Source organism: Serratia sp. GW822-FHT06E05, from assembly GCF_058799445.1.
Map to the genome: position 1 here is coordinate 67,982 of NZ_JBXALM010000009.1, position 22,784 is coordinate 90,765.

Below are 22,784 nucleotides of genomic sequence, written 5' to 3' on the forward strand. Positions count from 1 at the left end.
CTGGATAATGACGCATGGCCGCTGGCAGTACGCAAACGCATTGATCAGAATCCGTTCTGCAATGAGGGAAATGTTTTGGCTATTAAGATCGCAATGTTATCTTCAAAAGATGCTGTTTTAGATGCAATCAACGAATATAACAATCAAGGTTATGATAATTTCCTTAAGAAAAATAAAATTGAAAAAATAAGAACACACAAGGTTCGTTATAATAAATCCCTGTACGAAATTAATGGTATCGCCACAGCAGCTTATATTCTCCAGCTTGGAAAACTATCAGATAAAATAAAATTCAATGTTAATTTAGAAACAGTCACCCAAGCATTTAAAAACCTTGACTTCGAGGTAATTGAAACACAACACCCTCTGGAGAAATTAGAAAAAGGTAAACTTTACAAGCGTAAAGACCTCCATGACCTCTACGGTGGACAAGAGCAGGGTGGAATATCGACACCAAAAGAATTCCCCGTGATTTTCATTTTTACTGGTGAGATTGGCGAAACTCATGGGTACAAAGATGGATGGTCTACCGACGACCACTTCTCCTACACGGGAGAAGGCCAAAACGGTGATATGGCGTTTACCAGCGGTAATAAACACATCCGAGACCATAAAGATAATGGTAGGGATATACTTTTATTTGAATATAATAAAAAACGTACTGGCGTAAAATTTGTTGGATTGTTTGAGTGCGATTCATGGAATTACACCCAATGTCTAGATACCGAGAAAAAAATGAGACAAGGGATCATTTTTAATTTATTCCGGGTATCTTCCGCTCAATACGTTGACAATGACACCACTACATCAGAAATAGACCAAAAGAAAGAAACGCTCGAGCAGCTACGTGCCAAGGCCATAAAATCATCCATGATGACGGGCCAGCGTAAAGAAAGTGACAGCAAGAATTCTTGGTTCAAACGCAGCGAGGACGTGAAAAAATACGTACTTCAACGCGCCAATGGCATCTGTGAGTCATGCGATAAACCGGCTCCGTTCATGAAAAAGAATGGCGAACCCTACCTGGAGCCTCACCACACAAAACGCCTAGCCGATGAAGGCCCCGATCACCCTCAGTGGGTCGGCGCTATCTGCCCTACCTGCCACCGCCGGATCCATAGTGGGGTTGATGGGAAAGCGCTGAACCAGACTTTGATGGTGAACTTGGAGCTGAAAGAGGCGAGTTTTAAATAGTCATTATTTAAAAACTATTGGAGTAGAAGTGTTTCGAGGGTGGTGCTTAAAGAAACGGATCTAGAAAAGGATCCTCTTTTCCCCACATCATCCTCTGCCCACGCTTAGCTGTGATCCGATAAGGTACCACCCATAACCGCAATGAATCTGAGAAAGCAAAATGCTGTGGTATTGGATGATGGAAGTCATCGTGCGCCGGGTAGATCAAATACATCTCACCAACCCCATCAAGGTATTTTTGGCCGTAAGCAAACATCTGATAGAAGTCGGATTGCGCTATTCCGTAAAGGGGTTTCTCCTGAGAATTGCTATTCACCAACTTCCATTTAGTGTCCAGCACCATCTTGGTTTTTACCGGATGACGTGACTGAATCAACAAATCTGGGCGCAGCTTAAAGCAATCCCTCTCACCATGTTTAACCAATGAGTAGCTCGCAGCCTGCAGCTTTAATTTGAAGCCGTGTGGTAGTTCATCAGTAAGAGTCTGCGCGACAAAAGACTCAAACACCGCCTCCATAGGGAACAACAGTGATAAGGCTTTAGCATCCCCTTGCAAAGCACTCGGGCTCATTGCGTGCAAAATCAATTGCGCCCATGCAAGCGGCTCATGGTAATGAGCCATACCGCGATCCAGGCGCAGGCTCGATATATCCCCATCAATATCTCGGCTAAACGGAATTCCATTAAAAGCAAAGCGCATTTCCTGCAGCCAGCGCTGATTATCTGATGACAGACTAAGGCTACCTAGCTTATGAAGTGCTGAGTGTAAGAGCCTATTGGCGGCACAGTCAGGCAAGTAGTCATCGTAATCGACACAGAATTTATGACGATCCACAACGTTATGTCGCAACTGAGCGGAAAGCATCAGTTTGCCTTTCATGAAGGGTAAATTACCCTGTTCATTCACATAGTCTGAGCGCAGACCCTGTTTAAGCAGTTGGCTAACGCTATGCAAAAACTGGTTGATGAAAATCTCCAGTAAAGGCATTCGTTGTGCATGAACGGAAGCCTGCTGGGTTTGGATATGCCGAAAACCAGACAAATGGCTCAGCATAGTCAGCAATGTCGCTCGTGCATGCCCGCGCGCTAGGTTTTTGCCTATCTTGGGCAAAACTTCTAGCTGCAGGCCAAAGGGGGTATAAAGTATCCCGGCGTAATTTTGTACTTGAAGCAACCGGCACCCAGAGCGTGAAGTGAGTTTGAGCAGTTGGCTTCCCTTCTCGCTGGTCAGGCTAAGCGATTCTAAATAATTGAATACCTCATGAGGGAGAGGAACAGCACCCGCCGGCGTTTCTTTTTCAACACCCAACAGGTCATACTCAAAAACAGAGATCACCTCACCCATTTTGCGCAGCCTGTGTAGTAGGGACCGCCTCTTCGGGTTGATAAATTGCACGGTAAGCCTGAGGCATATTCCAGACTTCTTGCTCAAAAGCCTTAAGTTCATAGGCTGTTGATTGCTGATCGTGACGCCGTAAACCGTGGTCAGTACCAAACAGCATGTCTAGATCGTCAGTTTTCTCAATGACAAACTGTAGGTTGTCGTCTTGCTTTTGATTATCCGCCAACACCAACCGTATTTTGTTCCAATCGTCGAAGAAATATTCCTGCAATAAAGGAATGATCTTTTTCTGGAATGCCGCCTTCAGCTGTTTAAACGCCTTATCTTCATCCTTCGCATCGCAGGCTTTTTTTACTGGCATAAAGAACGCATGCCCTAACGTATGCTCGCGATCGTAAAGCGCCTCAATTCGGCTATTAAGTTTCTCTAATAATGATTCAAGCTCAATGCCTTTTACTTTTGCACCACTGAGTAATGAGAGATCTGGCATCATCTCGACAAAGTCGAAGCGGCGGCGTAATGCAGTGTCCATCAGCGCCAACGAACGGTCTGCGGTATTCATTGCCCCAATAATATCGACGTTGCCAGGTACACTGAATGTCTGGCCGCTATAGGACAGTTGCAGGCTCATCGCATTACTCATACCGGCGCGCTTGTCGATTTCAATCAGTGAAATCAGCTCGCCAAAAATCTTGGAGATATTGCCACGGTTAATCTCATCAATAAAAATGGCATAGCGGTGCGCCGGATCGGCATTAGCACGCTGGCATAAACGCATGAAAATGCCGGGCTCAATGGGATAAGAGATATTGCCGCCCTCATCGGCCCGAGCCCGCATCCCTTCGATAAACTCTTCGTAACCATAAGACTGATGGAAGGTAACTACGGCAAATCGCTGAATGGCCTCTGCTGTTTGCGGGCCCTGCTTTAACTCAGCATAAAGTGAAACAAGATCTTCCACCTGCTCTAGCTGCGACTTCACTAGGAACCACTCACTCTCGGCCGTTTTATTGAAAATCGTAGGCTCACGGCGATTTTTATATTCAACCGTGGTGGATTCCGGCACGGTAAAAGATTGCAGCGTGGCCCAAGCCGTTTGCGATAAATTACTGCTACGACCATTCAATAAGGCCTTACGTTGGAACCACTGGTGCTCAGTCAGTTGGCGAACTTTGGCGCGTTTATTCAGATCCAATAAGACTAGCGCTGTCACCTGCATCCAGTTAAGTGATTCAAGGCGAGAATCTAGCCAAGCATCATAATCGGCGGGAGCGGCCTGCGTGGTGTACTCTTTCATCTTCTGCTGCAAGATGAAGGTTTTTCCGGTTCCCGGAGGGCCAAAGTAGATCATATTGACGGGTGAATGCTGCGGTATCGTCACGCTCACCACTTCATTGCTCACCGTGACTGCGCTGCTAACCATTTTCTCTTGTTTTTGCTCGCTGTCACGCTCACGCAGCAGTTCATAGAGATGCCAGATCGCCATGTTCACATAGTAAGGATCCGCATCTGGCAATTGCCTGTTAATCGCGCCCTTCAATTCATGGTTTTTCTGCAACCAATCGCCAGTAAGCGTCAGGCCAAACGAAAATTGCTCATTTATAAACGTCGCGGCTTTGGTAAACGCATTCTCGTCTACCGTGCTGGTGCAAGTTTCTGGCGTAAAGGCCGCAAAGACACGATTCCTCAAACTCCAATACATCCGTTTGAGCTGTCCAGTCTCCTTGGCTTGCTGCAAGGCAGCTTCTACATATTGGTAAGTTTGTTCGTCGGGTTGACGATGAATACGCTCGGTCAGTTCTCTGAGCAATGGGAGACTTTGCTGGAACTCGGCCAACGACGGAACCCCCTGGCGGATACTGGCAATTCCGTTATCACGCTCATACCAAAGCCGTTTAACCAGATCATCCGTCTCCGGCCCTGAGAATGTCTGGGTTTGTTGAAGCAATGCCGTAAATTCACGGTAACGGCTATTCCACTCCGAATGAGAATAATCTTTGTATTCGGCCAGAGAGTTAATCAATTCACTGAGAGTCAGCTTACCTGCTTCAACATCGGCAACGATATCCATCACGATAGTTCCTGTACGGTGACATTATTTGAAAAAAAGCCGGTACTGTTACTACAAAACTACGGCAGCCAAGACGTTAACATCAAGGCTGCTAGCCACTGCCTAATCAATCTCAAGCGCCTTTCAGCATATCAAACACCACGCGGGCAAACCCCTTGGCGAGCTCTGGGTTGGACAGATACTGCACCATCATTTCGTGCTGAGCTTCATTGCTGTCCATGACCGCATCATCAATGGCTTTTGGGAAATCCCCCAGCATGGCTTGCTCACGGGTATTGTTAGCAATCTGCGTCATCACCGCTTGGTTTTCCGATAGCTTGTCGCGCACGGTAAACGCATAGTTGATCATGTCCTTATCGCTGAGATTATCAGTGATAAACAGGTCGTTAAGGCGCGCCAGAATGTTCGACAGGAACTCTTCTTTCTTATCCTTCGGCTTGGCTGTGCCGATGTCATTACCCGGCTCGAGTTTATATTCTTCGGCATCTTCCTGAAGCTTGAGATGCTGTTCGTGGATTTTCGAGAGACGGTAATGGCTCATATCCACATTGCTTAAATCAATCTCATCTTCTTCTATACGCTGTTCATGCAACAGCGGACGTAGATGTCGGGAAAACAGACTCAGTTTTTCCAGATCTTTGTCATCGTACTCAACGATTTGCGACATAAACTCGTAAAAACGGACAAAGCTGCCGAGGTCTTTTTTGAAGATATCCAGTTTGTCTTTTTCTTGTTTGCAGTCTTTGAAGCTGTTTTCAGCATTGGTGATCAACACGATATCGTTAGTTTTCTTCGTGCGTTCAAAGATCTCTTTTGCCAGTACGTAAGCATCGATAGCGGACGTATAACGCTTCTTCCAACGTTCAACGGCCGGCTTGCAGATATTACTGATCGCCGCATTGGATTTGTTTTTGGTAAAGAAGGCCTCGCAGAACTGTTCCACTTCGTTCCACAGGAATATGCCGCTGGTACGCAGTTTCTCGAATAATTCGAAAACCAGCTGAGGATCGCTAACATCGGTCAGTTCCGCCGTTTGGTAGTACGGCTGGAAAGCAGCGAGAATATCATCAGGCTCGTTATAAAAATCCAGCACAAAAGTGCCCGACTGCGCTTTGCCCGGATAGGTGCGGTTTAGGCGCGACAACGTTTGTACGCACTCCACGCCGCCAAGCGCTTTGTCCACATACATGGCACATAGCTTTGGCTGGTCAAAACCGGTCTGGAATTTATTTGCCACCAGCATCACCTGATAGTCTTCGCTATCAAAAGCTTTACGCATATCCCGGCCTTTCAGCCCTGGGTTCATGTTCATTTCGGTAAACTTTTGATTCAGCAGCGCAAGGCTATTGTGGTCGCTTTCAACAAACTCCACCTCGCCAGAAAACGCCACCATCGCATTGATCTTCGCGTAATGATTCTCGGCAATGTATTTATCAAACGCCAGCTTATAGCGCACCGCCGCTTTACGCGAACTGGTCACCACCATCGCTTTGGCCTGCCCACCCAGCAAATGCATCACATGCTTGCGGAAGTGCTCAACGATCACTTTTACTTTTTGGGCAACGTTATGATCGTGCAACGTGACCCACTGGTTCAGTTTGATTTTGGCTTTTTTGCTGTCCACTTCTCGATCGGGATCGTCCAACTTTTGCAGCAGCTTGTATGCCACTTTGTAGTTGGTGTAGTTCTTCAGCACATCCAGAATAAAGCCTTCTTCAATTGCCTGACGCATAGAGTAAACATGGAAAGCTTCTGGCTTGTTGGTTTTCGATGCCGGTTCAAGAGGGTTAGGACGACGACCAAACAACTCGAGGGTTTTGGCTTTTGGCGTGGCGGTAAATGCATAGTAGTTAAGATTGCTGCTGCCTTTACGCGCGGCGATAGTGGCATCAAGAATATCTTCCGACGACAGCTCGACATCATCATCCGCCTCGTCCGTCATCAGCACTTCTTTCAACTGACGCGCCGTGGAACCGCTTTGCGATGAGTGTGCTTCATCGGCGATCACCGCATATTTACGCTGCTTGAGGCTGACGCTGTTTTCGATAGCTTTCAACACGAACGGGAAGGTCTGGATGGTAACAATAATAATCGGCTGTGAGTTTTCCAGCGCGCTGGCGAGTTTTTCTGATTTCGAACCATCGCCTTCTTTATTATTGATGCGCCCGACCACGCCGTCCGCGTGTTCAAACTGGTAAATGGTGTCTTGAAGCTGATCGTCCAGTACCGTGCGGTCGGTGACCACAATCACCGAATGGAACTGCTTCTCGCCTTTCTCGTCGTACAGCGTGGAAAGCTGGTGTGCCGTCCAGGCGATAGAGTTAGATTTCCCGGAACCGGCGCTGTGTTGGATAAGGTATTTATGCCCCGTTCCTTCCACCGTGGCCGCGCTAATCAGTTTATTCACCACGTCCCACTGGTGATAACGCGGAAAGATCAGGCTCTCTTTCTTGCCTTTTAGCCCGTTCCACTCTTCTTTTTCTTCGATTTGCAGATGCACAAAACTGGCGAGAATTTTCAGCAGGTTGTCTGGCAGCAGAACTTCATTCCACAGGTAGTCGGTGGCATAGCGATTGGGGTCTTCAGGGATATCGTTCCCCGCTCCGCCGGCTTGGGTACCTTTGTTAAACGGCAGGAAGAAGGTGTCATCACCCGCCAGTTTAGTCGCCATAAACACTTCATATTGGCTGACGGCAAAGTGCACCAGCGCACCACGTTTGAAAGTGAGCAGCGGCTCCGGCTTGTTGGTAACCGGATCTTTCGGCAAACGCGTTTTCTTATATTGTTTAATCGCGTTTTGTACCGCCTGCTTGAACTCAGATTTCAGCTCCAGCGTGGCTATCGGCAGGCCATTAACAAACAGCACCAGATCGATTCGCCACTTCTTGGCTTTGGCACCCGCCTCATCAAATGCCGCTTTGGTGGCATAGGGGCTATAAACCAGTTCCGGCACAATGCGGCAGATGTTCTGCTGATATCTCGCCAGCGTTTCCGGGTTGAGATTATGCTCGGGCTTAAACTGGCACAGCGAAAAACGCGCGTTATGGCTTTTGATTCCGTGGCGCAATACGCCCAGCGTACCGTAAGTGCGCGAAAGCATATCGGTGGCGTTGTTATCCGCTTTTTTTAGTTGGGCCACCAACGCATCGAGGAAATGGCGCTCGGTATCGGTCGGGTAAATCTTGGCAAATTTCTCCCACTCCAGTGGCTGGGTGTTTTGCACAAAGGCAATCGCATCTTGCGCATACAAAGCACGTTCGCGATCGTAGCCGTCAGGTTTGCCGACAATCCATCCCTTGGCAACCATTTGAGCAATCATCTCATTTTGGAAGATTGCCTCTTTGGTGGTGTCCATACTCATGCGGTAGCCTCCTGTGATACCTCAGCTTTTTCGGCGTCTGGTGCGACCCAGTTACGGACGTCGATTTTGCCGGTTACGGCGGCGGAGATAAGGGCGGTGCGGCGTTCTTGGAGAAATCTTAACGAATTGCTTAATTTTACTTCAATTTGTTCAAATATCTTATTTCTTTCATTGATCAAACTAACGATTTCAACTTGCTCATTAAAACATGGCACTACAATATAAAATGATTTAATTGATTCTTTAGTAATATTGTTAGCCAACCCCTCAGCGCCATTTATAGATAATTTTATTTGGTTTCTCATTGGTAATGAACCCATTAGAAACGAGAGAAACTCAGGTAATATTTTTTTTGTAGGTATGACTCGAAATGTTTTATCAGAAAGTAATAATTTATCTCTGCAACTATAGATGAAAGCCATTGAACCGATTAAATCAGCTGATCCACTTGCTCGAGACATAATTAGTTCACCTGGGTGGACTTCATTCTCAATATTAGGCTTTATTGAAATGGGTAGGGCTTTGTGTTCTTTTTCATTAAAAAGACCGCCATTTACACATCCCGATTTTAGAACGCCCCATTCATCATCCTCTGCGTTACGTGCTTCGCATTCTGGACTTTTTCCCTGCTCAATCCTAACAATTGCATGCCGCATTTGCATAACAGTCCAATGCTCCGGTACTTCCCCCAACCACTCAACACCAGAGTCTTTCATCGGCGAATTAGGGTTTAGCCCTTTAGTCACGGCATGGCTAATCACTGCCTGACGCTTTTCTTTGAGTAACTCAATCAGTTGCTGCTGCTTCTCGATCAGGTTATCTATTTTTGCGGTTTCGTGATCGAGGAAACATGCAATTGCATTACTCTCATCATCTGCCAATTCAGGGATAAGAATATTTTTCATTTCAGAAGAGTTTGTACTCCAAAGATCGGCAACAATGCCTTTACCATAGCGGTAAAACTCTTCCTGGAACGGATAACTGCGGAGTAAATGGTGAGCAAATTTAGGGTTTATTCTTTTAGGCTCCATTACTATGCTAATTAATGAAACGGACCCATTAAGTTGGGACACCCCCGACGAGCCCTTTCTATCTGAACGGCTATTAATAACAAAATCATTTTTCAAAACCAGCTTACGATTATCCCCTGCATCTGTTTTAGCTGCAGTATCAATTTGGGGGACAATACCCTGCATAGTTACAGATAAAGGAGCATAGTCTTTATCACTAACTTTATCTCTTCTTTCCTCAAAGAATTGACCAAGCCGCTTAATATTCCAGTGAGAGGGTACCATCCCCATCCACTCAACCCCAGAATCCTTATACTCCGGATAAGCCTTATATTTAGCCATCAGGAATGTACCTCCTGCAGCAGCTTCATAATCTCGGCGCTGACGGCGTCCAGATCGGCATCGATCTCTTCTAATGGACGCGGCGGCTGATAAACATAGAAGTGGCGATTAAACGGAATTTCATAGCCAACGATACCCACTTCCCCGTCTTTGGCATCGCGCTTATCAGCATTGATCCAGGCATCGGCTACATGTGGCAACACTTCGGCTTTAAAGTAGTTCTCGATCAAATCGCTGGTGGAAACAGCCGGATTTAATGGCACGTTCTCGTTGTCACGCAGATCACTGTCCTGTTCGAATTCCACCACTTTGCCATTATATTCAAACGCGCCGTACAGCGGCTGAGCGGCTTCTTTCAGCACCTTTTTCACCACCGGTTCGGCAGCCGGATTTTTGGTGGTGATGGCATCGATAAACTGCTTGTTCTCTTTGGTCTCCAGCTTAACGCCAGCAGTTTTGATTGCGCCTTTCAGCGTGAGTTGGAACTCATTGAAGTCATCACTCACTAACGCTTTGCCACCCGCTTTAGCCCCCAACGCCGTTTGGATCTGCTGCGCTTTATCCATTAATGCACGCTGTGTCAGCCACAGTTTACTGTCCAGCAGGTCTTTAATTTGCTTCTCTTTCAGCTCAGCAAATTCAGCTTTGATAATGGCGCGGGCTTCAACTTCACTATCTGCAAAGTCACCGTAGTTATCGTTTTGCCACTGTGCGGAGAACTCTTCATACAGGCGTTCCATAGGGGCATTAAACGGCTTCGCCGCAAAACGCAGCGCGGCAATGGCTTCATCGGTAACCTGTGCAGACAAACGCAGTGGGCGTTCGATAGTCAGGCGACGGTAGCCAAAATTCGTGCTGTTAAAGATTTTGCTGGCGAAGGTTTTCGGCGCTTCGATTTTGGCCGATGCCGATTGGCGACCACGGTTAGATTTCTGCTCCGGTGCTTTTTCCAGACCTAAATCTTCAAGAGCCGTCGCATCCACCACCTCAAAATCACCAAAGGTGCGGGTGATAAGCTTGATATCGTCCTCGCCCATCAGGTTACGTTTAGAACCTAATGACTTACGCATCTTGCCGCACAGGTTGGTGCCATCAATCAGTTGGACTTTACCTTTACGCTCGGTCGCTTTCTTATTCGACAGGATCCACACATAGGTCGCAATGCCGGTGTTGTAGAACATATCCGTTGGCAGCGCGACAATGCCTTCCAGCAAATCGGCTTCCAGAATATAACGGCGAATTTCACTCTCACCGCTGCCCGCCCCGCCGGTAAACAGCGGGGAACCGTTGAGGATAATACCGATTCGCCCGCCATTGCTCACGGAGCCATCGGCATTACGGCTATCACGCATTTTGCTGATCAGGTGCATCAGGAATAGCAGCGAACCATCAGAGACACGCGGCAAACCTGGGCCAAAGCGCCCGTTAAAGCCTTTCTGCTGATGCTCGTCGTTAATCTCACCTTCAATCTTTTTCCAGTCCACGCCAAAGGGTGGGTTAGACAGCATGTAATCGAACTGGTCCTGCGGTAACTGGTCGTTGGAAAGCGTATTCCCCAATTTGATACGGCTGACATCCTGCCCTTTGATCAGCATATCGGCTTTACAGATGGCGTAAGACTCTGGGTTTAATTCCTGACCAAAAGCACGCATCACTGCGTTCGGATTCAGCTCGCGCACGTATTCCATACCGGAGGAGAGAAAGCCACCGGTACCGGCTGTTGGGTCGTAAATGGTGCGGATAATGCCATCTTTCGACAAGGCGTCATTATCTTCCATAAACACCAGCGAAGTGGTTAAACGCACGATATCGCGCGGGGTAAAGTGCTCTCCGGCAGTTTCATTCGAACTTTCCGCAAAACGGCGAATCAGCTCTTCAAACACCAGGCCCATATCATGGTTAGAAATGGCTTTGGGGCTCAGATCGGTAGTGGCGAATTTTTTAACCACCTTGTACAGCAGGTTGGCATCATCCAACAGGCTGACAAATTCACTAAATTTGAAGTGCTCAAAGATTTCCCGCGCGTCCTTGGAAAAACACTGAACGTAGTTCTCCAGGTTAGCTTTGATATCGTTCTGCCCCATCTTGCCAAGATCCATCGGCGAGGTATTAAAGAACGAAAGGCCATTGGTCGCACGTAACAGAAACTTATCTCTGCCTTCTTCAGGCAACGGGCTGGTCTTCAACTTTTCCGCTTGTGCCACGACGGCATCTTTACTCGGCGCTAACACGCACTCCAGACGACGCAGCAGCGTAAAAGGCAAAATCACACGCCCGTACTGGGATTGTTTAAAATCACCACGGAGCAGGTCGGCTACCGACCAAATGAAAGCAGCAGTTTGAGAGAAGTTTGTGTTAGCCATATCAACAACCTGAATAGGGGTGCAAAAAGATGGTGAGATTATACATGAATCAATACCGCTTGCTGTGACATCAGTGCGTAGTGGTTTTCACCTGTCTGCAGGCACTGGCTACTGAAGCAGGCAAACTCGCTCTAATGCACGCATCTAAACATAACTTCATATCGAATTAAAAATAACTCCATTTAGAAATCATCTATATAATTAGCAAATTAATAATCAATAAATGTAAAAAACATAGGGCATTTGATATTAAAATTGATTTGTAGCATAACAGGAGCTGTACATTTATTGGACATAAACAGATAAGGAAGTCATATAGTGAAAAACAGCCATTTTAAAATCCCAAGCAAGAAATTCATCCTCTCCATAATGTCATCGTCGGCATTTATGACAGGGTTAACTCTTGCAGTAATATGGCTATATCTATCTAACTTAGAAAGATTAGATATATTCTATGATGCAACCAGTGCCAGCTCGGCTATAGCTTTCATATTTGGGTTCGCCATACTATCACTCTTAGGTTTTAGTATGTTAATATTTTCATCGTCATTTATGATGGTACTTATATTCTCCAACTATGAAAAGGACTTAGTAAAACACAATAAAATAGCCCATGGCTTTTCCATTACTGGTCTACTGAACAGCCTTGGATTATGTGTTTTATTGTCCTTGTGTTTTTTCTCTTATTATTACTTTAAGTTGAACGGACACTTAACCACTATAGCCTTTCTGATAGCATCCGTATTATTTAGTTTTTACATCACTAAAAAGAATATTTTAGACCCAATAAAACATTACCTTCAGAATAACAATGAGGCCAAAGGACATTTAGAGACAACATCCACAAAAATACTATTGCCATTACTGCTTCTTACTCCTGCAGTTGTGCAAATGCTCCCACTTTCGTTTTTCTTAAATCAGTTGGAGTTCACGGAAGGTAGTAGCGATTTCGCCCAGATAAGTTTACTGACTGCTGTGGCCATAGCATTCTCCACATTAAGCATTTTACCCGGTGCGATTTACATCAATGAGAAGAAAAATGGCGATTTATTTCATGACATAGCTATCATTTTAATATCAATTATTACAACTTTAGTTTTTTTATCCATGATATTCCGCCCTATACCAAATATGATTATAAATATGACAATGAACCTATCAGGTATTAGCGACTGGCGTACTCATGATTTTTATATTAAAGAAAATGTCCATCCACATGCGATGTTTAATGGACAATTGTGGAACACGAGATACTTTCAAGAGATACCTAACAGGTTCTTTATCACTGGCGTTAGCATTTTCACCTTAGGCAACACACAACTAATCTGCCCGACTACAATCATCCATGCCAGAAAGGAAAGCTTAAAGCTGACAATAGATAACACCAAGGAGCACGATGAAAAAACAAACCATTTAAAAAATATTGCTATGAATTGCATCCCATTTAATAAAAAAGACATCAGTATATGGGACTCACCAATTTCAGAGCCAATCTATTACGATAAATTAAAAACAACCAACAATAACTCGATGATAAAAATGCTCCATTCGTTGAAATAAACTCTATTCTCCCAGCTCTCCATTAATACTTGTAGGAGAGCTGACCTTCAACAGTCCCATTCAGCGTCACACGCAGCTTTTCCATGCTCACCACTCCTGATCCCAGGTCTTGGGATCTACCGGCTTGCCACGCGGATGACCTGCAGCTCCAAGTCTAGCGCAGCAAGCAGTTTGAACAACGTTTCCAGCCGGGTACCGTCCGGGTTATTTTCAAAGGCAGAAACCGTCGTCTGCTTTACCCCAACGCTGTCAGCGGTTTTGCTTTGGCTTTGGTTACGCTTTTTACGCTCATTGCGTAATGGATGCGCCAGCATCTGTGCCGAGGTGGTTTTCATTTTATCCTCCCAAGTGGATAAAATGAGTATTATCCCCTATAGCGGATAAATTAACCTACTCTGGTTAAGCGGCTCTTTAGATCTACCTATAAAAAAATCCACGCCGGAGCGTGGATTCAATGTCATCGCCAAGGCCTGGCATCGCTTTATTCGAAGTGAACTTCAGGGTTATCTGCCAACGAAACGAAATTCTTCGTATTTTTATCCAGCGTGCGGATCTCGCCACTTTCGATGTCGTACACCCAGCCGTGCAGACGCAGGCCGTTGTTGCGCAGACCCACGGCAACGGAAGGGTGAGTCTTAATGTTATTAAGCTGGGCGATAACGTTCTCTTCGACCATAGCGTTAACTTTGTCGATTTCGTTATCCCACGTTTTCTTCTCTACCACCGCTTTGGCGGCGTCAGCATAATGCAGCCAGTGGGCCACTGCCGGCATCGGGTCAAGGCACTGGCAAGAAGCTATCGCCTTCATGGCTCCACAGTTCGAGTGGCCGCAAATCACGATATCCGTAACGCCCAGTGCCACCACTGCGTATTCGATGGTCGCTGACACCCCGCCCGGTTCCGGGCCAAAGGAAGGCACGATGTTGCCTGCGTTACGGATAACGAAAAGCTGCCCCGGGTCTTGCTGTGTCACAAGCTCGGGCACCAGGCGACTGTCAGAACACGAAATAAAAAGCGCTTTAGGGTTCTGGCTGGAGGCAAGGCTGCGGAAGAGTTCCTTACGCTGTGGGAAAATCTCTTTCTGGAAGCTGAGGAAACCTTCAATGATATGTTGCATAGCACGCTCTCTGAATCGGTAGTATCGATAACATGATAATCATCACTCCCGGTTAGTCCAGCATCTCTTGGATCGAAATGAACGTTCAAGGCACTGCGGGACCTGCCAGCAAAAGTGGCAATGACCTAGTGATCAACTAAAACTTCAAATTCGAGCTATCCCCTAGCAATAGGTACATCTCACAGCCATTTTTCTGTACCAAAGCAGGACTGTGCGGCCGGAGACAGAGGCCAAAGTGCAAAATGCTTTACTCCATATACATTAACGCCCGTCAGCAAATCATCGTTATTGCCTTCCATATTTTTAAAGGTAAGCGAAGTGTATCTTTATAAAATACCGTGCTTAGATCTGTATCAAGAGTGATGGGACTAAAGCCTGCTACAAAGAGCACATCTATGTCATTTAGATCAGACATCATAATTCCTACTTAGGTTTTTTGGTATGATTACACCTGTAATTTATAATTTTAAAGCAACATAAAAATATTATTGGATGCGCTTATCACTAAATCCCCTCATATTTAAACTTCCATTAATGCCAATTTAACCGCAAGTATGAAAAAAGAAACAGAAAAGAATCGTAACACCCACCGCTGCACAGATTCATTTGCAACAACATACTCTCGCACTCTGGCTGCAGATATTCCATACAGCATAAACACAAAGAAAGTTATAGCCATGAAAATTAGGCTCATCTCCAGCATCTGAGTTACCGGTGAGATATCACTCTTAATAACAAATTGAGGTAAGAAAGCCAGGAAGAATATTGACAGCTTTGGGTTAAGTAAATTAATAAGTATCGCTGAAGTAATGACCTGCCTGTAACTCTGAGTTCTCACCTCACTATTAATATTAAGCTTTCTCTTTTCATTAATTGTCTTCCATGCCATATAAAGCAAATATATCGCCCCAAGATATTTTATTATCTTAAATACAATTTCGTTTGTATGTAGCAATACAGCAAGCCCTGTAATAACAGTTAACATGTGTGGAACAATACCCAGCGTGCATCCCAGTGCCGCAATCATACTTACACGTGCACCGCCTGAAAGCCCCGTCGCGATGGTATAGAGCACACCAGTACCTGGAGATGCAACGATAATGAATGTGGTAAGTAGAAACTCAGGCGTCACAATGACCTCTCCACACTGACTGAAGCTTCTGGCCAAATCTGACATAACAACTTAGTCAGCGTAGACAGGAGGGCTGCTATATCTTCACGAGACGTTTCATGCAGGGCCTCGGCTACAATCATCACACGGCAGGTTGTTGAACTCACGGCAGACCAGCCACTCTGGCGATGGGTCCAGCGCCGTGCATGGGCCCGGCCGGAGGTATCAACAAAAATTACCTCACCTGCTTCAGGATTTTCAGTCTCCCCTGTAAAAGACTCATAGTATTCTTTGCCGTTCGCTGGCCGAACAGTCATCTCCCCTGCAACTCGATCAAGATCAAACACGGCGACAGGTATAGCAAACGCGAGCGAAACCGCATTACACAAGCCAATAAGAGGATGAAGTTCTGGAAGTTCACCTCCTTTACGATGGCGCCTCAGGAGTGCCTCAGCCGCACAGCGATATTGTGTTGGTTTTAATCCCAGGGTTGAATAAGCCCGCCGCCAGGCCTTGATTTCGACAAACTCTCCCTCACTGGCAGTTGCCAGTCGCTTGTCGGCAATATCATGTAAAAATGCAATCTGCTCTGAAGGATTGGCATTCGAATGAATACCATCAACAGTAACGATGCCAGAGTGGAGTCGTCCGAACAGTGAACGGATTTCAGGAGCGTAGTGTAATGACATTGGCAGATCTCTCTTCTTGAACGTTTCCAGAAAGATGCCCTCTGTCACGACTATTTGTATTGAATAAAATTGCAGTTCATTTTATAGCCATAGCATAGGCTCCTGGCGTAATGCCATATGTACGAACAAAAAGTCGGGTCATATGGCTCTGATCCGCAAAACCAGCTGCATGCGATGCGTCCGCAAGAGACATACCTCCAGCGATTAATTGTCTTACCCTCTGTAATCTGCGCTGAATAAGGTAAGCATGAGGAGTGAATCCTGTAACTTTTGAAAAACCACGCAGTAGCTGGAATTGACTTACGCCGCCAAGTTCTGAAAGCTCATAGAGTGACAGTGCTAATGAGGGGTCATCATCAATACGTTCCCTCGCAAGGGCAATTGCTATTGGAGCACAAGCCCGTTCCTGATGCTGATAACCGAGGAGGCTTGTAAGCAAAACGAGGAGAGTTTCTTCTCGTTCAATTTCGCTGTCCCCCCCACATGGATCCGTCAATGTACGAAAGAGTGTTGAAAAATATATTGCTGATTCATGATTGTGCACAACCGGGCTAGACAGCTCAACACAACCCATGTTGTTTTCTGTCTGTCTCTGAATAACTCCGGACAGAACTTCCGGCTCAAAATAAAGCATTCGCCACGATCTGCTTTCTGTACCTAGCGGAGATCCATCATGCACTTCTCCTGGATTAACAGTAATGATATCTCCCACGCGGGCTTCAACAATACCTCGCCCGCTCATCGACACCTGAGCACCACGATCAATTAAGCCAATGCCGAACTGGTCATGAGTATGACGTCCGAAGCTGAATGAAGTATCCGCTGATACGGCATGTACACCTGTCATCTCGCAGCGAAGTGTAGTGAAGCGTCCTTTCTTCATTTTCTAAAGACCTATTGGTAAGTATGCTTTGTCTACCGGTGACGGTGTGTTCAATTCACAGCATTACTCTACTCTTTGCAAAATCGAACAGGCAAATCCCCATATCCCGGTTCGCATTTATATAATCTACCCACCGCTGAATCATTTTTCTGCGCTCATCTCAGTGGTAAATACCCCACATCAGCATTTCCTCATTATCTTCAAAGCGATAACGCAAGCACCAGTGTTTTTGAACCGTCCAGGTGAACCAGCAACACTACACTATGCCGTCGCCATCAGTAAGCTTATATACTTTTGCTTCAGGCTTAGCCGAACGAATCTTTACATCACTCAGAGCCATGTTGAGTATCCTTTCAAGGGATCTGTGTGGGTACAAACATTATCGAACCGGGATATACCCGCGGTTGTATCCGCATCAGCAAGTTGATGTAGGCTGACTCAGATTGAGTGATAAAGTGAGGAAAAAACCTTGCAGGGCTGGATTTCAGGCACAAAAAAACCACCTCTCGGTGGCTTCTTGTTCGCGCTGTACTAATGGTGCCGAAGGCCGGACTCGAACCGGCACGTATCTCTACGGTTGATTTTGAATCAACTGCGTCTACCGATTTCGCCACTTCGGCACTGCAAGTAGTATGCGGAAAACGGGTGCATTATACCTTTCAGCGATCCATGTGCAACACTTATCCGTTGTTCAATGAGTTAAGTGCTGAAAAAATCGTCGCCGGGGTCACATTGGGTTCGTTTTTTGGGCAAAGTAAGGCGTGTCGATTGGGGATAACTGTGGTAAACGGCACGGGCACGGCATGCGGCGCCCCTACGGAAGACATCGGGGATAACTGTGGCAAACAACACGGGCACGGCATGCGGCGCCCCTACGGATGACATCGGGATAACTGTGGCAAACGGCAAGGGCGCAGCATGCGGCGCCCCTACGGAAGACATCGGGGATAACTGTGGCAAACGGCACGGGCGTAGCGTGCAGCGCCCCTACGGATGACATCGGCGATAACGTGCGCCTGTGCGTAGCGATATCATCAGTAGCACGCTGCAGAGTTCCCAGAAACAAAAAAGGCGTAACCGCATGGCTACGCCTTTTTAAATCGTCTGTCGTGCCGCTACTTGCGTTTTAGCAGCATATACACGCTGATCAGCAGGAACAGCATGCTTGGCAGCAACGCGCCCAGTACCGGCGGCATGTTGTACACCAGGCTCAGCGGGCCGAATATCTGGTCCAGCACGTAGAACAGGAAGCCGAAGCTGATACCGGTCACAACACGCACGCCCATCGGCACGCTGCGCAGCGGCCCGAAGATGAACGACAGCGCCATCAGCATCATCACCGCGACGGAAAGCGGCGAGAACACTTTGCTCCACATGTTCAGCTGATAGCGGTTGGCTTCCTGGCCACTCTGTTTCAGGTACTTCACGTAGTTGTGCAGGCCGCTGATCGAAAGCGAGGTTGGGTCCAGCGCTACCACGCCCAGTTTGTCCGGGGTCAGGTTGGTTTTCCATTCGCCTGTCAGCGTCTGGGTGCCGGTCACCTGCTTTTCATTGGTCAGGTCGGAGGTATCCACCTGCGAAAGCTTCCACACGCCGTCTTCAAAGCTGGCGGTGGCGGCATAGCGCACCGTCTCCAGCCTGCGCTGGTCGTTGAAGTGGTAGATGTTGACGCCGGAAAGCTCTTTCTCGCCTGCCACGCGCTCAATGTAGATGAAGTCGTTGCCGTCCTTCGCCCACAGGCCGTTTTTGGTGGAAAGCAGCGAGCCGCCGTACATCTGCTGCGCACGGTAGTTGCGCGCCATCTGGTCGCCCTGCGGTGCCACCCACTCGCCAATCGCCATGGTCAACAACACCAGCGGGATAGCGGTTTTCATCACCGAGCCGGCGATCTGCATGCGGGTAAAGCCGGAAGCCTGCATCACCACCAGTTCACTGCGCGTCGCCAGTTGCCCCAGCCCGAGCAGTGCGCCCAGCAGCGCGGCCATCGGGAAGAAGATCTCGATGTCTTTCGGTACGCTCAGCAGGGTAAACATCCCGGCGCTCAGCGCCGTGTACTCGCCCTGGCCCACTTTACGCAGCTGATCGACGAACTTGATGATGCCGGAAAGCGACACCAGCATGAACAACGTCATGATGATGGTGTTGAAAATCGTCTTACCGATATATCGGTCTAAAACGCCAAACATCAGGCCGCTCCTCTCAGGCGTGCACGCAGCTTACGCATCGGCACCGTATCCCACAGGTTTAGCGCCAGCGCGATCGCAAAGTACGCCGCGTTGACCACCCAAAGCCATATCATCGGGTCCAGTTTGCCCTTGCCGCCGTTGGAACGCAGCGACGTCTGCAGCAGGAAGAAAATCAAATACAGCAGGATGGCCGGCAGCATGCTCAGCACGCGGCCCTGGCGTGGGTTGACCACGCTAAGCGGTACCACCAACAGCGCCATGATCACCACGGAAAGCACCAGCGTCAGGCGCCAGTGGAACTCGGCGCGCGCGTCCGGGTCGTCAGACTCCAGCAGCGTCTGCATCGACATCTGCTCGGCCTGGTTGCCGTCCACGGCGACCGTGCGGTGGCCGACCACGGCTTTGTAGTCGTTGAAATCGGTAATGCGGAAGTCACGCAGCAGCGCGGTGCCTTCGAAGCGGGTGCCCTTGTCCAGCGTCACCACCTGCGAACCGTCTTTCATCTGGTTGATCTGGCCATGCTCAGCCACCACCACGGATGGGCGTTGGTTGCCGTTCGGCCGCAGTTGCGCCAGGAACACGTCGTTGAAGGTGCTGCCTTTTACGTTGCCGATAAACAGCACCGCGTTGCCGTCTTGCGAAGGTTTGAACTGCCCTTCCGCCAGCCCGGCGATGCTGGGGTTGGCTTTGGCTTCACTGATCACCACGTCCTGATAGCGCGAGGCCATGGGCCCGGCCCAGAACACGTTGACCGCCGCCACGGCGGAGGTAATCAGCGCCAGCACCATCGCGGCGATAATCAGGGTGCGCTTACCCAGCCCGCAGGCATGCATCACGGTGATTTCGCTGTCGGTATACAGCCGCCCAAGCGTCATCAATAAGCCGAGAAACAGGCTTAACGGCAGGATTAGCTGCGCCATCTTCGGCACACCCAATGCGAGCAATGAAAGGACTAAATTTGTCGGGACATCGCCGTCCACCGCATCGCCTAACACCTTGACCAGGTTCTGACAAAAGAAGATCAGAAGCAGGATGAAAAGGATCGCGATTTGGCTCTTTAGCGTTTCCCGTACCAGATATCTTATGATGATCACGCTTATTACGCCTGTGAAAACTTGTCTTTTTGCAGGAAAATCGATAGTTTCATCGCTAATCCGCCATTTATTCTCATCATATGGCAACCAACACAGCTAAAATAGTATTACAACATCTAGCATTTGGGTGTCCTATAGGAACTTACTTATAGTCGCCAAAACAGAGCAATTTACGCCGTTCAGGTTAACATAGTTAGTTAACTCAATGGCGGGAGATCGTTACGGAGTACGTTATTCTAGCCGTAGCGCCTGCCTTTGTCTTTAAGATTCAGGAGAGTGCATGGAGTTCAGTGTAAAAAGCGGTAGCCCGGAAAAACAGCGCAGTGCCTGTATTGTAGTCGGCGTTTTCGAACCGCGCCGCTTGTCCCCTATCGCAGAACAACTCGACAAAATCAGTGATGGTTATATCAGCGCTTTGCTGCGCCGTGGCGAACTGGAAGGTAAAGTCGGGCAGACGTTACTGCTGCACCATGTGCCTAACATTCTCTCCGAACGCATCCTGTTGATTGGCTGTGGCAAAGAGCGCGAGCTCGATGAACGCCAGTACAAACAGGTGATTCAAAAAACCATCAATACCCTTAACGATACCGGCTCCATGGAAGCGGTCTGCTTCCTGACCGAGTTGCACGTGAAAGGCCGCAACACTTACTGGAAGGTGCGCCAGGCGGTGGAAACCGCAAAAGAAACGCTCTACACCTTCGATCAGCTGAAAAGCAATAAAGTGGAGCCGCGCCGTCCGCTGCGCAAAATGGTGTTCAACGTGCCGACCCGTCGTGAGCTCACCAGCGGTGAACGCGCTATCCAGCACGGTCTAGCCGTCTCTTCCGGTATCAAGGCAGCGAAAGATCTCGGCAATATGCCGCCGAACATCTGTAACGCCGGCTACCTGGCCTCTCAGGCTCGTCAACTGGCGGACGCCTTCAGCACCAACATCACCACCCGCGTCATCGGCGAACAGCAGATGAAAGAGCTGGGGATGAACGCCTATCTGGCGGTTGGCGCAGGGTCGCAGAACGAATCGCTGATGTCGGTGATGGAATATAAAGGCAACCCGAACCCGGACGCCAAGCCGATTGTGCTGGTGGGTAAAGGGCTGACCTTCGACTCCGGCGGCATCTCGATCAAACCTGCCGACAGCATGGACGAGATGAAGTACGACATGTGTGGCGCCGCCACCGTGTACGGCGTGATGCGCGTGGTGGCGGAACTGAACCTGCCGCTGAACGTGATCGGCGTACTGGCCGGCTGTGAAAACATGCCGGGCGGCAGCGCTTATCGTCCGGGCGACGTGCTGACCACCATGTCCGGCCAGACCGTCGAGGTGTTGAACACCGACGCCGAAGGCCGCCTGGTGCTGTGCGACACCCTGACCTACGTTGAGCGTTTCGATCCGGAGCTGGTGATTGACGTTGCCACCCTGACCGGCGCCTGCGTGATCGCGCTGGGCCACCACATCACCGGCCTGATGTCGAACCACAACCCACTGGCACACGAACTGATCGGCGCGTCCGAACAGGCCGGTGACCGCGCGTGGCGCTTGCCGATGTCCGACGAGTACTATGAGCAGCTGGACTCCAATTTTGCCGATATGGCGAACATTGGCGGCCGTCCGGGCGGGGCTATCACCGCAGCCTGTTTCCTGTCGCGCTTTACCCGCAAGTACAGCTGGGCGCACCTGGATATCGCCGGCACCGCCTGGCGTTCCGGCAAAACCAAAGGCGCAACCGGTCGTCCGGTAGCGATGCTGGCGCAGTTCCTGCTCAATCGCGCGGGGCTGAACGGCGACGATTAAATCTGAGCGGTAATTCAGGTATAATCCCCAAGGGTACAGCATGCTGTACCCTTGTGTTTTTAGTAATGCTGCACAATTTTATAAACCCAATAGCTTTCGAGTTGCAGCAAGGCCGCAACCGAGAGAATCCCCAGGAGCTTACACGGGTAAGTGACTGGGGTGAGGGAGGGCAGCCAACACGGCTGCAGCTTGAAAGATGAAGGGGTTATATGAAACAGGCTACGTTCTATTTAATTGAACATGCGGAACCGGCAGGTGCGCTCAGCGCGCATGAGGCCGTGGCCTGCGCCGTTGCCGCCGAACGCTGGCGCTCCGGCAAGCGGGTGTTGATCGCCTGCGAAAGCCAGGAACAGGCCCAGCGGTTGGACGAAGCGCTGTGGCAGCGCGATCCGCACCAGTTCGTGCCGCACAACCTGGCCGGCGAAGGGCCACACTACGGTGCCCCGGTCGAGCTGTGCTGGCCCGGCAAACGCGGCAACTCACCGCGCGATCTGCTGATCGCCCTGCTGCCGCAGTTTGCAGATTTTGCTACTGCTTTCCATGAAGTGGTAGACTTCGTCCCTTACGAAGACACCTTAAAACAGTTGGCGCGCGACCGATATAAAGCCTATCGCAGCGTCGGCTTCCATTTGACCACGGCAACGCCGCCAACTCACTGAACAACGATAT

At 48.6% G+C, this 22,784-nt stretch carries 16 protein-coding genes, 1 tRNA gene and 2 pseudogenes; 4 read left to right on the plus strand and 15 right to left on the minus strand.

Annotation, left to right across the window (positions count from 1 at the left end; translation table 11 throughout):
• The first annotated feature begins 75 nt into the window (after positions 1–75).
• Complete coding sequence (locus AC1RKC_RS18960; protein ID WP_493092700.1) at positions 76–1,194, plus strand: HNH endonuclease; 1,119 nt, start codon at positions 76–78, stop codon at positions 1,192–1,194.
• A 46-nt stretch (positions 1,195–1,240) separates the two neighbouring features.
• Here AC1RKC_RS18960 and AC1RKC_RS18965 read toward each other — a convergent pair whose 3' ends face one another.
• The 5 genes from AC1RKC_RS18965 to AC1RKC_RS18985 all read right to left on the minus strand — a co-directional run bounded on the left by AC1RKC_RS18965 (position 1,241) and on the right by AC1RKC_RS18985 (position 11,683).
• Positions 1,241–2,539, minus strand: a complete 1,299-nt coding sequence (locus AC1RKC_RS18965) for an McrC family protein (RefSeq protein WP_493092699.1) — start codon at positions 2,537–2,539, stop codon at positions 1,241–1,243.
• Positions 2,532–4,607 carry an McrB family protein gene (locus tag AC1RKC_RS18970; protein WP_061068955.1) on the minus strand — a complete coding sequence of 692 codons (2,076 nt, stop codon included), beginning with the start codon at positions 4,605–4,607 and terminating at the stop codon, positions 2,532–2,534. Before AC1RKC_RS18970 ends, AC1RKC_RS18965 begins: the two co-directional genes overlap by 8 nt.
• Positions 4,608–4,719: 112 nt before the next feature.
• Positions 4,720–7,968, minus strand: coding sequence for a type I restriction endonuclease subunit R (locus AC1RKC_RS18975; RefSeq protein ID WP_493092698.1), 3,249 nt, complete (start codon positions 7,966–7,968; stop codon positions 4,720–4,722).
• Positions 7,965–9,320: a restriction endonuclease subunit S domain-containing protein gene (locus tag AC1RKC_RS18980; RefSeq protein ID WP_493092697.1), complete on the minus strand. Its 1,356-nt coding sequence runs from the start codon at positions 9,318–9,320 to the stop codon at positions 7,965–7,967. Before AC1RKC_RS18980 ends, AC1RKC_RS18975 begins: the two co-directional genes overlap by 4 nt.
• Positions 9,320–11,683, minus strand: a complete 2,364-nt coding sequence (locus AC1RKC_RS18985) for a type I restriction-modification system subunit M (protein WP_493092696.1) — start codon at positions 11,681–11,683, stop codon at positions 9,320–9,322. Before AC1RKC_RS18985 ends, AC1RKC_RS18980 begins: the two co-directional genes overlap by 1 nt.
• A 318-nt stretch (positions 11,684–12,001) precedes the next feature.
• On the opposite strand from AC1RKC_RS18985, the gene AC1RKC_RS18990 reads away from it, so the two are divergent.
• Complete coding sequence (locus tag AC1RKC_RS18990; protein WP_493092695.1) at positions 12,002–13,243, plus strand: hypothetical protein; 1,242 nt, start codon at positions 12,002–12,004, stop codon at positions 13,241–13,243.
• Between the two features lie 116 nt (positions 13,244–13,359).
• Here the strand turns inward: AC1RKC_RS18990 and AC1RKC_RS18995 are convergent, their stop codons facing one another.
• The 10 genes and pseudogenes from AC1RKC_RS18995 to lptF all read right to left on the minus strand — a co-directional run bounded on the left by AC1RKC_RS18995 (position 13,360) and on the right by lptF (position 20,323).
• The gene (locus tag AC1RKC_RS18995; RefSeq protein ID WP_048762855.1) at positions 13,360–13,578 is read right to left on the minus strand and encodes a helix-turn-helix domain-containing protein; all 219 of its coding nucleotides are present in this window, start codon (positions 13,576–13,578) and stop codon (positions 13,360–13,362) included.
• 146 nt (positions 13,579–13,724) lie between these two features.
• The gene (locus AC1RKC_RS19000) at positions 13,725–14,360 is read right to left on the minus strand and encodes a carbonic anhydrase (protein WP_020825036.1); all 636 of its coding nucleotides are present in this window, start codon (positions 14,358–14,360) and stop codon (positions 13,725–13,727) included.
• 185 nt (positions 14,361–14,545) lie between these two features.
• Positions 14,546–14,778: pseudogene (locus tag AC1RKC_RS19005) on the minus strand (glyoxalase); the annotation flags it as partial.
• Positions 14,779–14,880: 102 nt separating this feature from the next.
• Positions 14,881–15,492 carry a LysE family translocator gene (locus tag AC1RKC_RS19010; protein ID WP_048762854.1) on the minus strand — a complete coding sequence of 204 codons (612 nt, stop codon included), beginning with the start codon at positions 15,490–15,492 and terminating at the stop codon, positions 14,881–14,883.
• The gene (locus AC1RKC_RS19015) at positions 15,489–16,160 is read right to left on the minus strand and encodes a B3/B4 domain-containing protein (RefSeq protein WP_116691361.1); all 672 of its coding nucleotides are present in this window, start codon (positions 16,158–16,160) and stop codon (positions 15,489–15,491) included. Before AC1RKC_RS19015 ends, AC1RKC_RS19010 begins: the two co-directional genes overlap by 4 nt.
• Before the next feature lie 76 nt (positions 16,161–16,236).
• The gene (locus tag AC1RKC_RS19020; protein WP_493092694.1) at positions 16,237–17,043 is read right to left on the minus strand and encodes an AraC family transcriptional regulator; all 807 of its coding nucleotides are present in this window, start codon (positions 17,041–17,043) and stop codon (positions 16,237–16,239) included.
• A gap of 166 nt (positions 17,044–17,209) precedes the next feature.
• A pseudogene (locus tag AC1RKC_RS19025) lies at positions 17,210–17,383 on the minus strand (Arm DNA-binding domain-containing protein); the annotation flags it as partial.
• A gap of 195 nt (positions 17,384–17,578) precedes the next feature.
• A tRNA-Leu gene (locus AC1RKC_RS19030) sits at positions 17,579–17,663 on the minus strand.
• 495 nt (positions 17,664–18,158) lie between these two features.
• Positions 18,159–19,229: an LPS export ABC transporter permease LptG gene (lptG, locus tag AC1RKC_RS19035; protein ID WP_020825022.1), complete on the minus strand. Its 1,071-nt coding sequence runs from the start codon at positions 19,227–19,229 to the stop codon at positions 18,159–18,161.
• Positions 19,229–20,323 (minus strand): LPS export ABC transporter permease LptF, encoded by a 1,095-nt coding sequence (gene lptF, locus AC1RKC_RS19040; RefSeq protein WP_020825021.1) that lies wholly within the window; start codon positions 20,321–20,323, stop codon positions 19,229–19,231. The genes lptG and lptF overlap by 1 nt, the downstream gene beginning before the upstream one ends.
• 280 nt (positions 20,324–20,603) lie before the next feature.
• Here lptF and pepA point away from each other — a divergent pair, with 280 nt between their 5' ends.
• A complete protein-coding gene (gene pepA, locus AC1RKC_RS19045) occupies positions 20,604–22,115 on the plus strand; it encodes a leucyl aminopeptidase (protein WP_048762852.1) in 1,512 nt (503 codons plus the stop codon).
• Positions 22,116–22,324: 209 nt separating this feature from the next.
• Positions 22,325–22,774 carry a DNA polymerase III subunit chi gene (locus AC1RKC_RS19050; protein ID WP_012005017.1) on the plus strand — a complete coding sequence of 150 codons (450 nt, stop codon included), beginning with the start codon at positions 22,325–22,327 and terminating at the stop codon, positions 22,772–22,774.
• The last annotated feature ends 10 nt before the right edge of the window (positions 22,775–22,784 follow it).

What these genes read in the sequence shown, in the direction of transcription:
- AC1RKC_RS18965 (WP_493092699.1), bottom strand. Translation starts at nt 2,539, where the DNA reads ATGGGTGAGGTGATCTCTGTTTTTGAGTATGACCTGTTGGGTGTTGAA.
- AC1RKC_RS18970 (WP_061068955.1), bottom strand. Translation starts at nt 4,607, where the DNA reads ATGGATATCGTTGCCGATGTTGAAGCAGGTAAGCTGACTCTCAGTGAA.
- AC1RKC_RS18975 (WP_493092698.1), bottom strand. Translation starts at nt 7,968, where the DNA reads ATGAGTATGGACACCACCAAAGAGGCAATCTTCCAAAATGAGATGATT.
- AC1RKC_RS18980 (WP_493092697.1), bottom strand. Translation starts at nt 9,320, where the DNA reads ATGGCTAAATATAAGGCTTATCCGGAGTATAAGGATTCTGGGGTTGAG.
- AC1RKC_RS18985 (WP_493092696.1), bottom strand. Translation starts at nt 11,683, where the DNA reads ATGGCTAACACAAACTTCTCTCAAACTGCTGCTTTCATTTGGTCGGTA.
- AC1RKC_RS18995 (WP_048762855.1), bottom strand. Translation starts at nt 13,578, where the DNA reads ATGAAAACCACCTCGGCACAGATGCTGGCGCATCCATTACGCAATGAG.
- AC1RKC_RS19000 (WP_020825036.1), bottom strand. Translation starts at nt 14,360, where the DNA reads ATGCAACATATCATTGAAGGTTTCCTCAGCTTCCAGAAAGAGATTTTC.
- AC1RKC_RS19015 (WP_116691361.1), bottom strand. Translation starts at nt 16,160, where the DNA reads ATGTCATTACACTACGCTCCTGAAATCCGTTCACTGTTCGGACGACTC.
- AC1RKC_RS19020 (WP_493092694.1), bottom strand. Translation starts at nt 17,043, where the DNA reads ATGAAGAAAGGACGCTTCACTACACTTCGCTGCGAGATGACAGGTGTA.
- lptG (WP_020825022.1), bottom strand. Translation starts at nt 19,229, where the DNA reads ATGTTTGGCGTTTTAGACCGATATATCGGTAAGACGATTTTCAACACC.
- pepA (WP_048762852.1), top strand. Translation starts at nt 20,604, where the DNA reads ATGGAGTTCAGTGTAAAAAGCGGTAGCCCGGAAAAACAGCGCAGTGCC.
- AC1RKC_RS19050 (WP_012005017.1), top strand. Translation starts at nt 22,325, where the DNA reads ATGAAACAGGCTACGTTCTATTTAATTGAACATGCGGAACCGGCAGGT.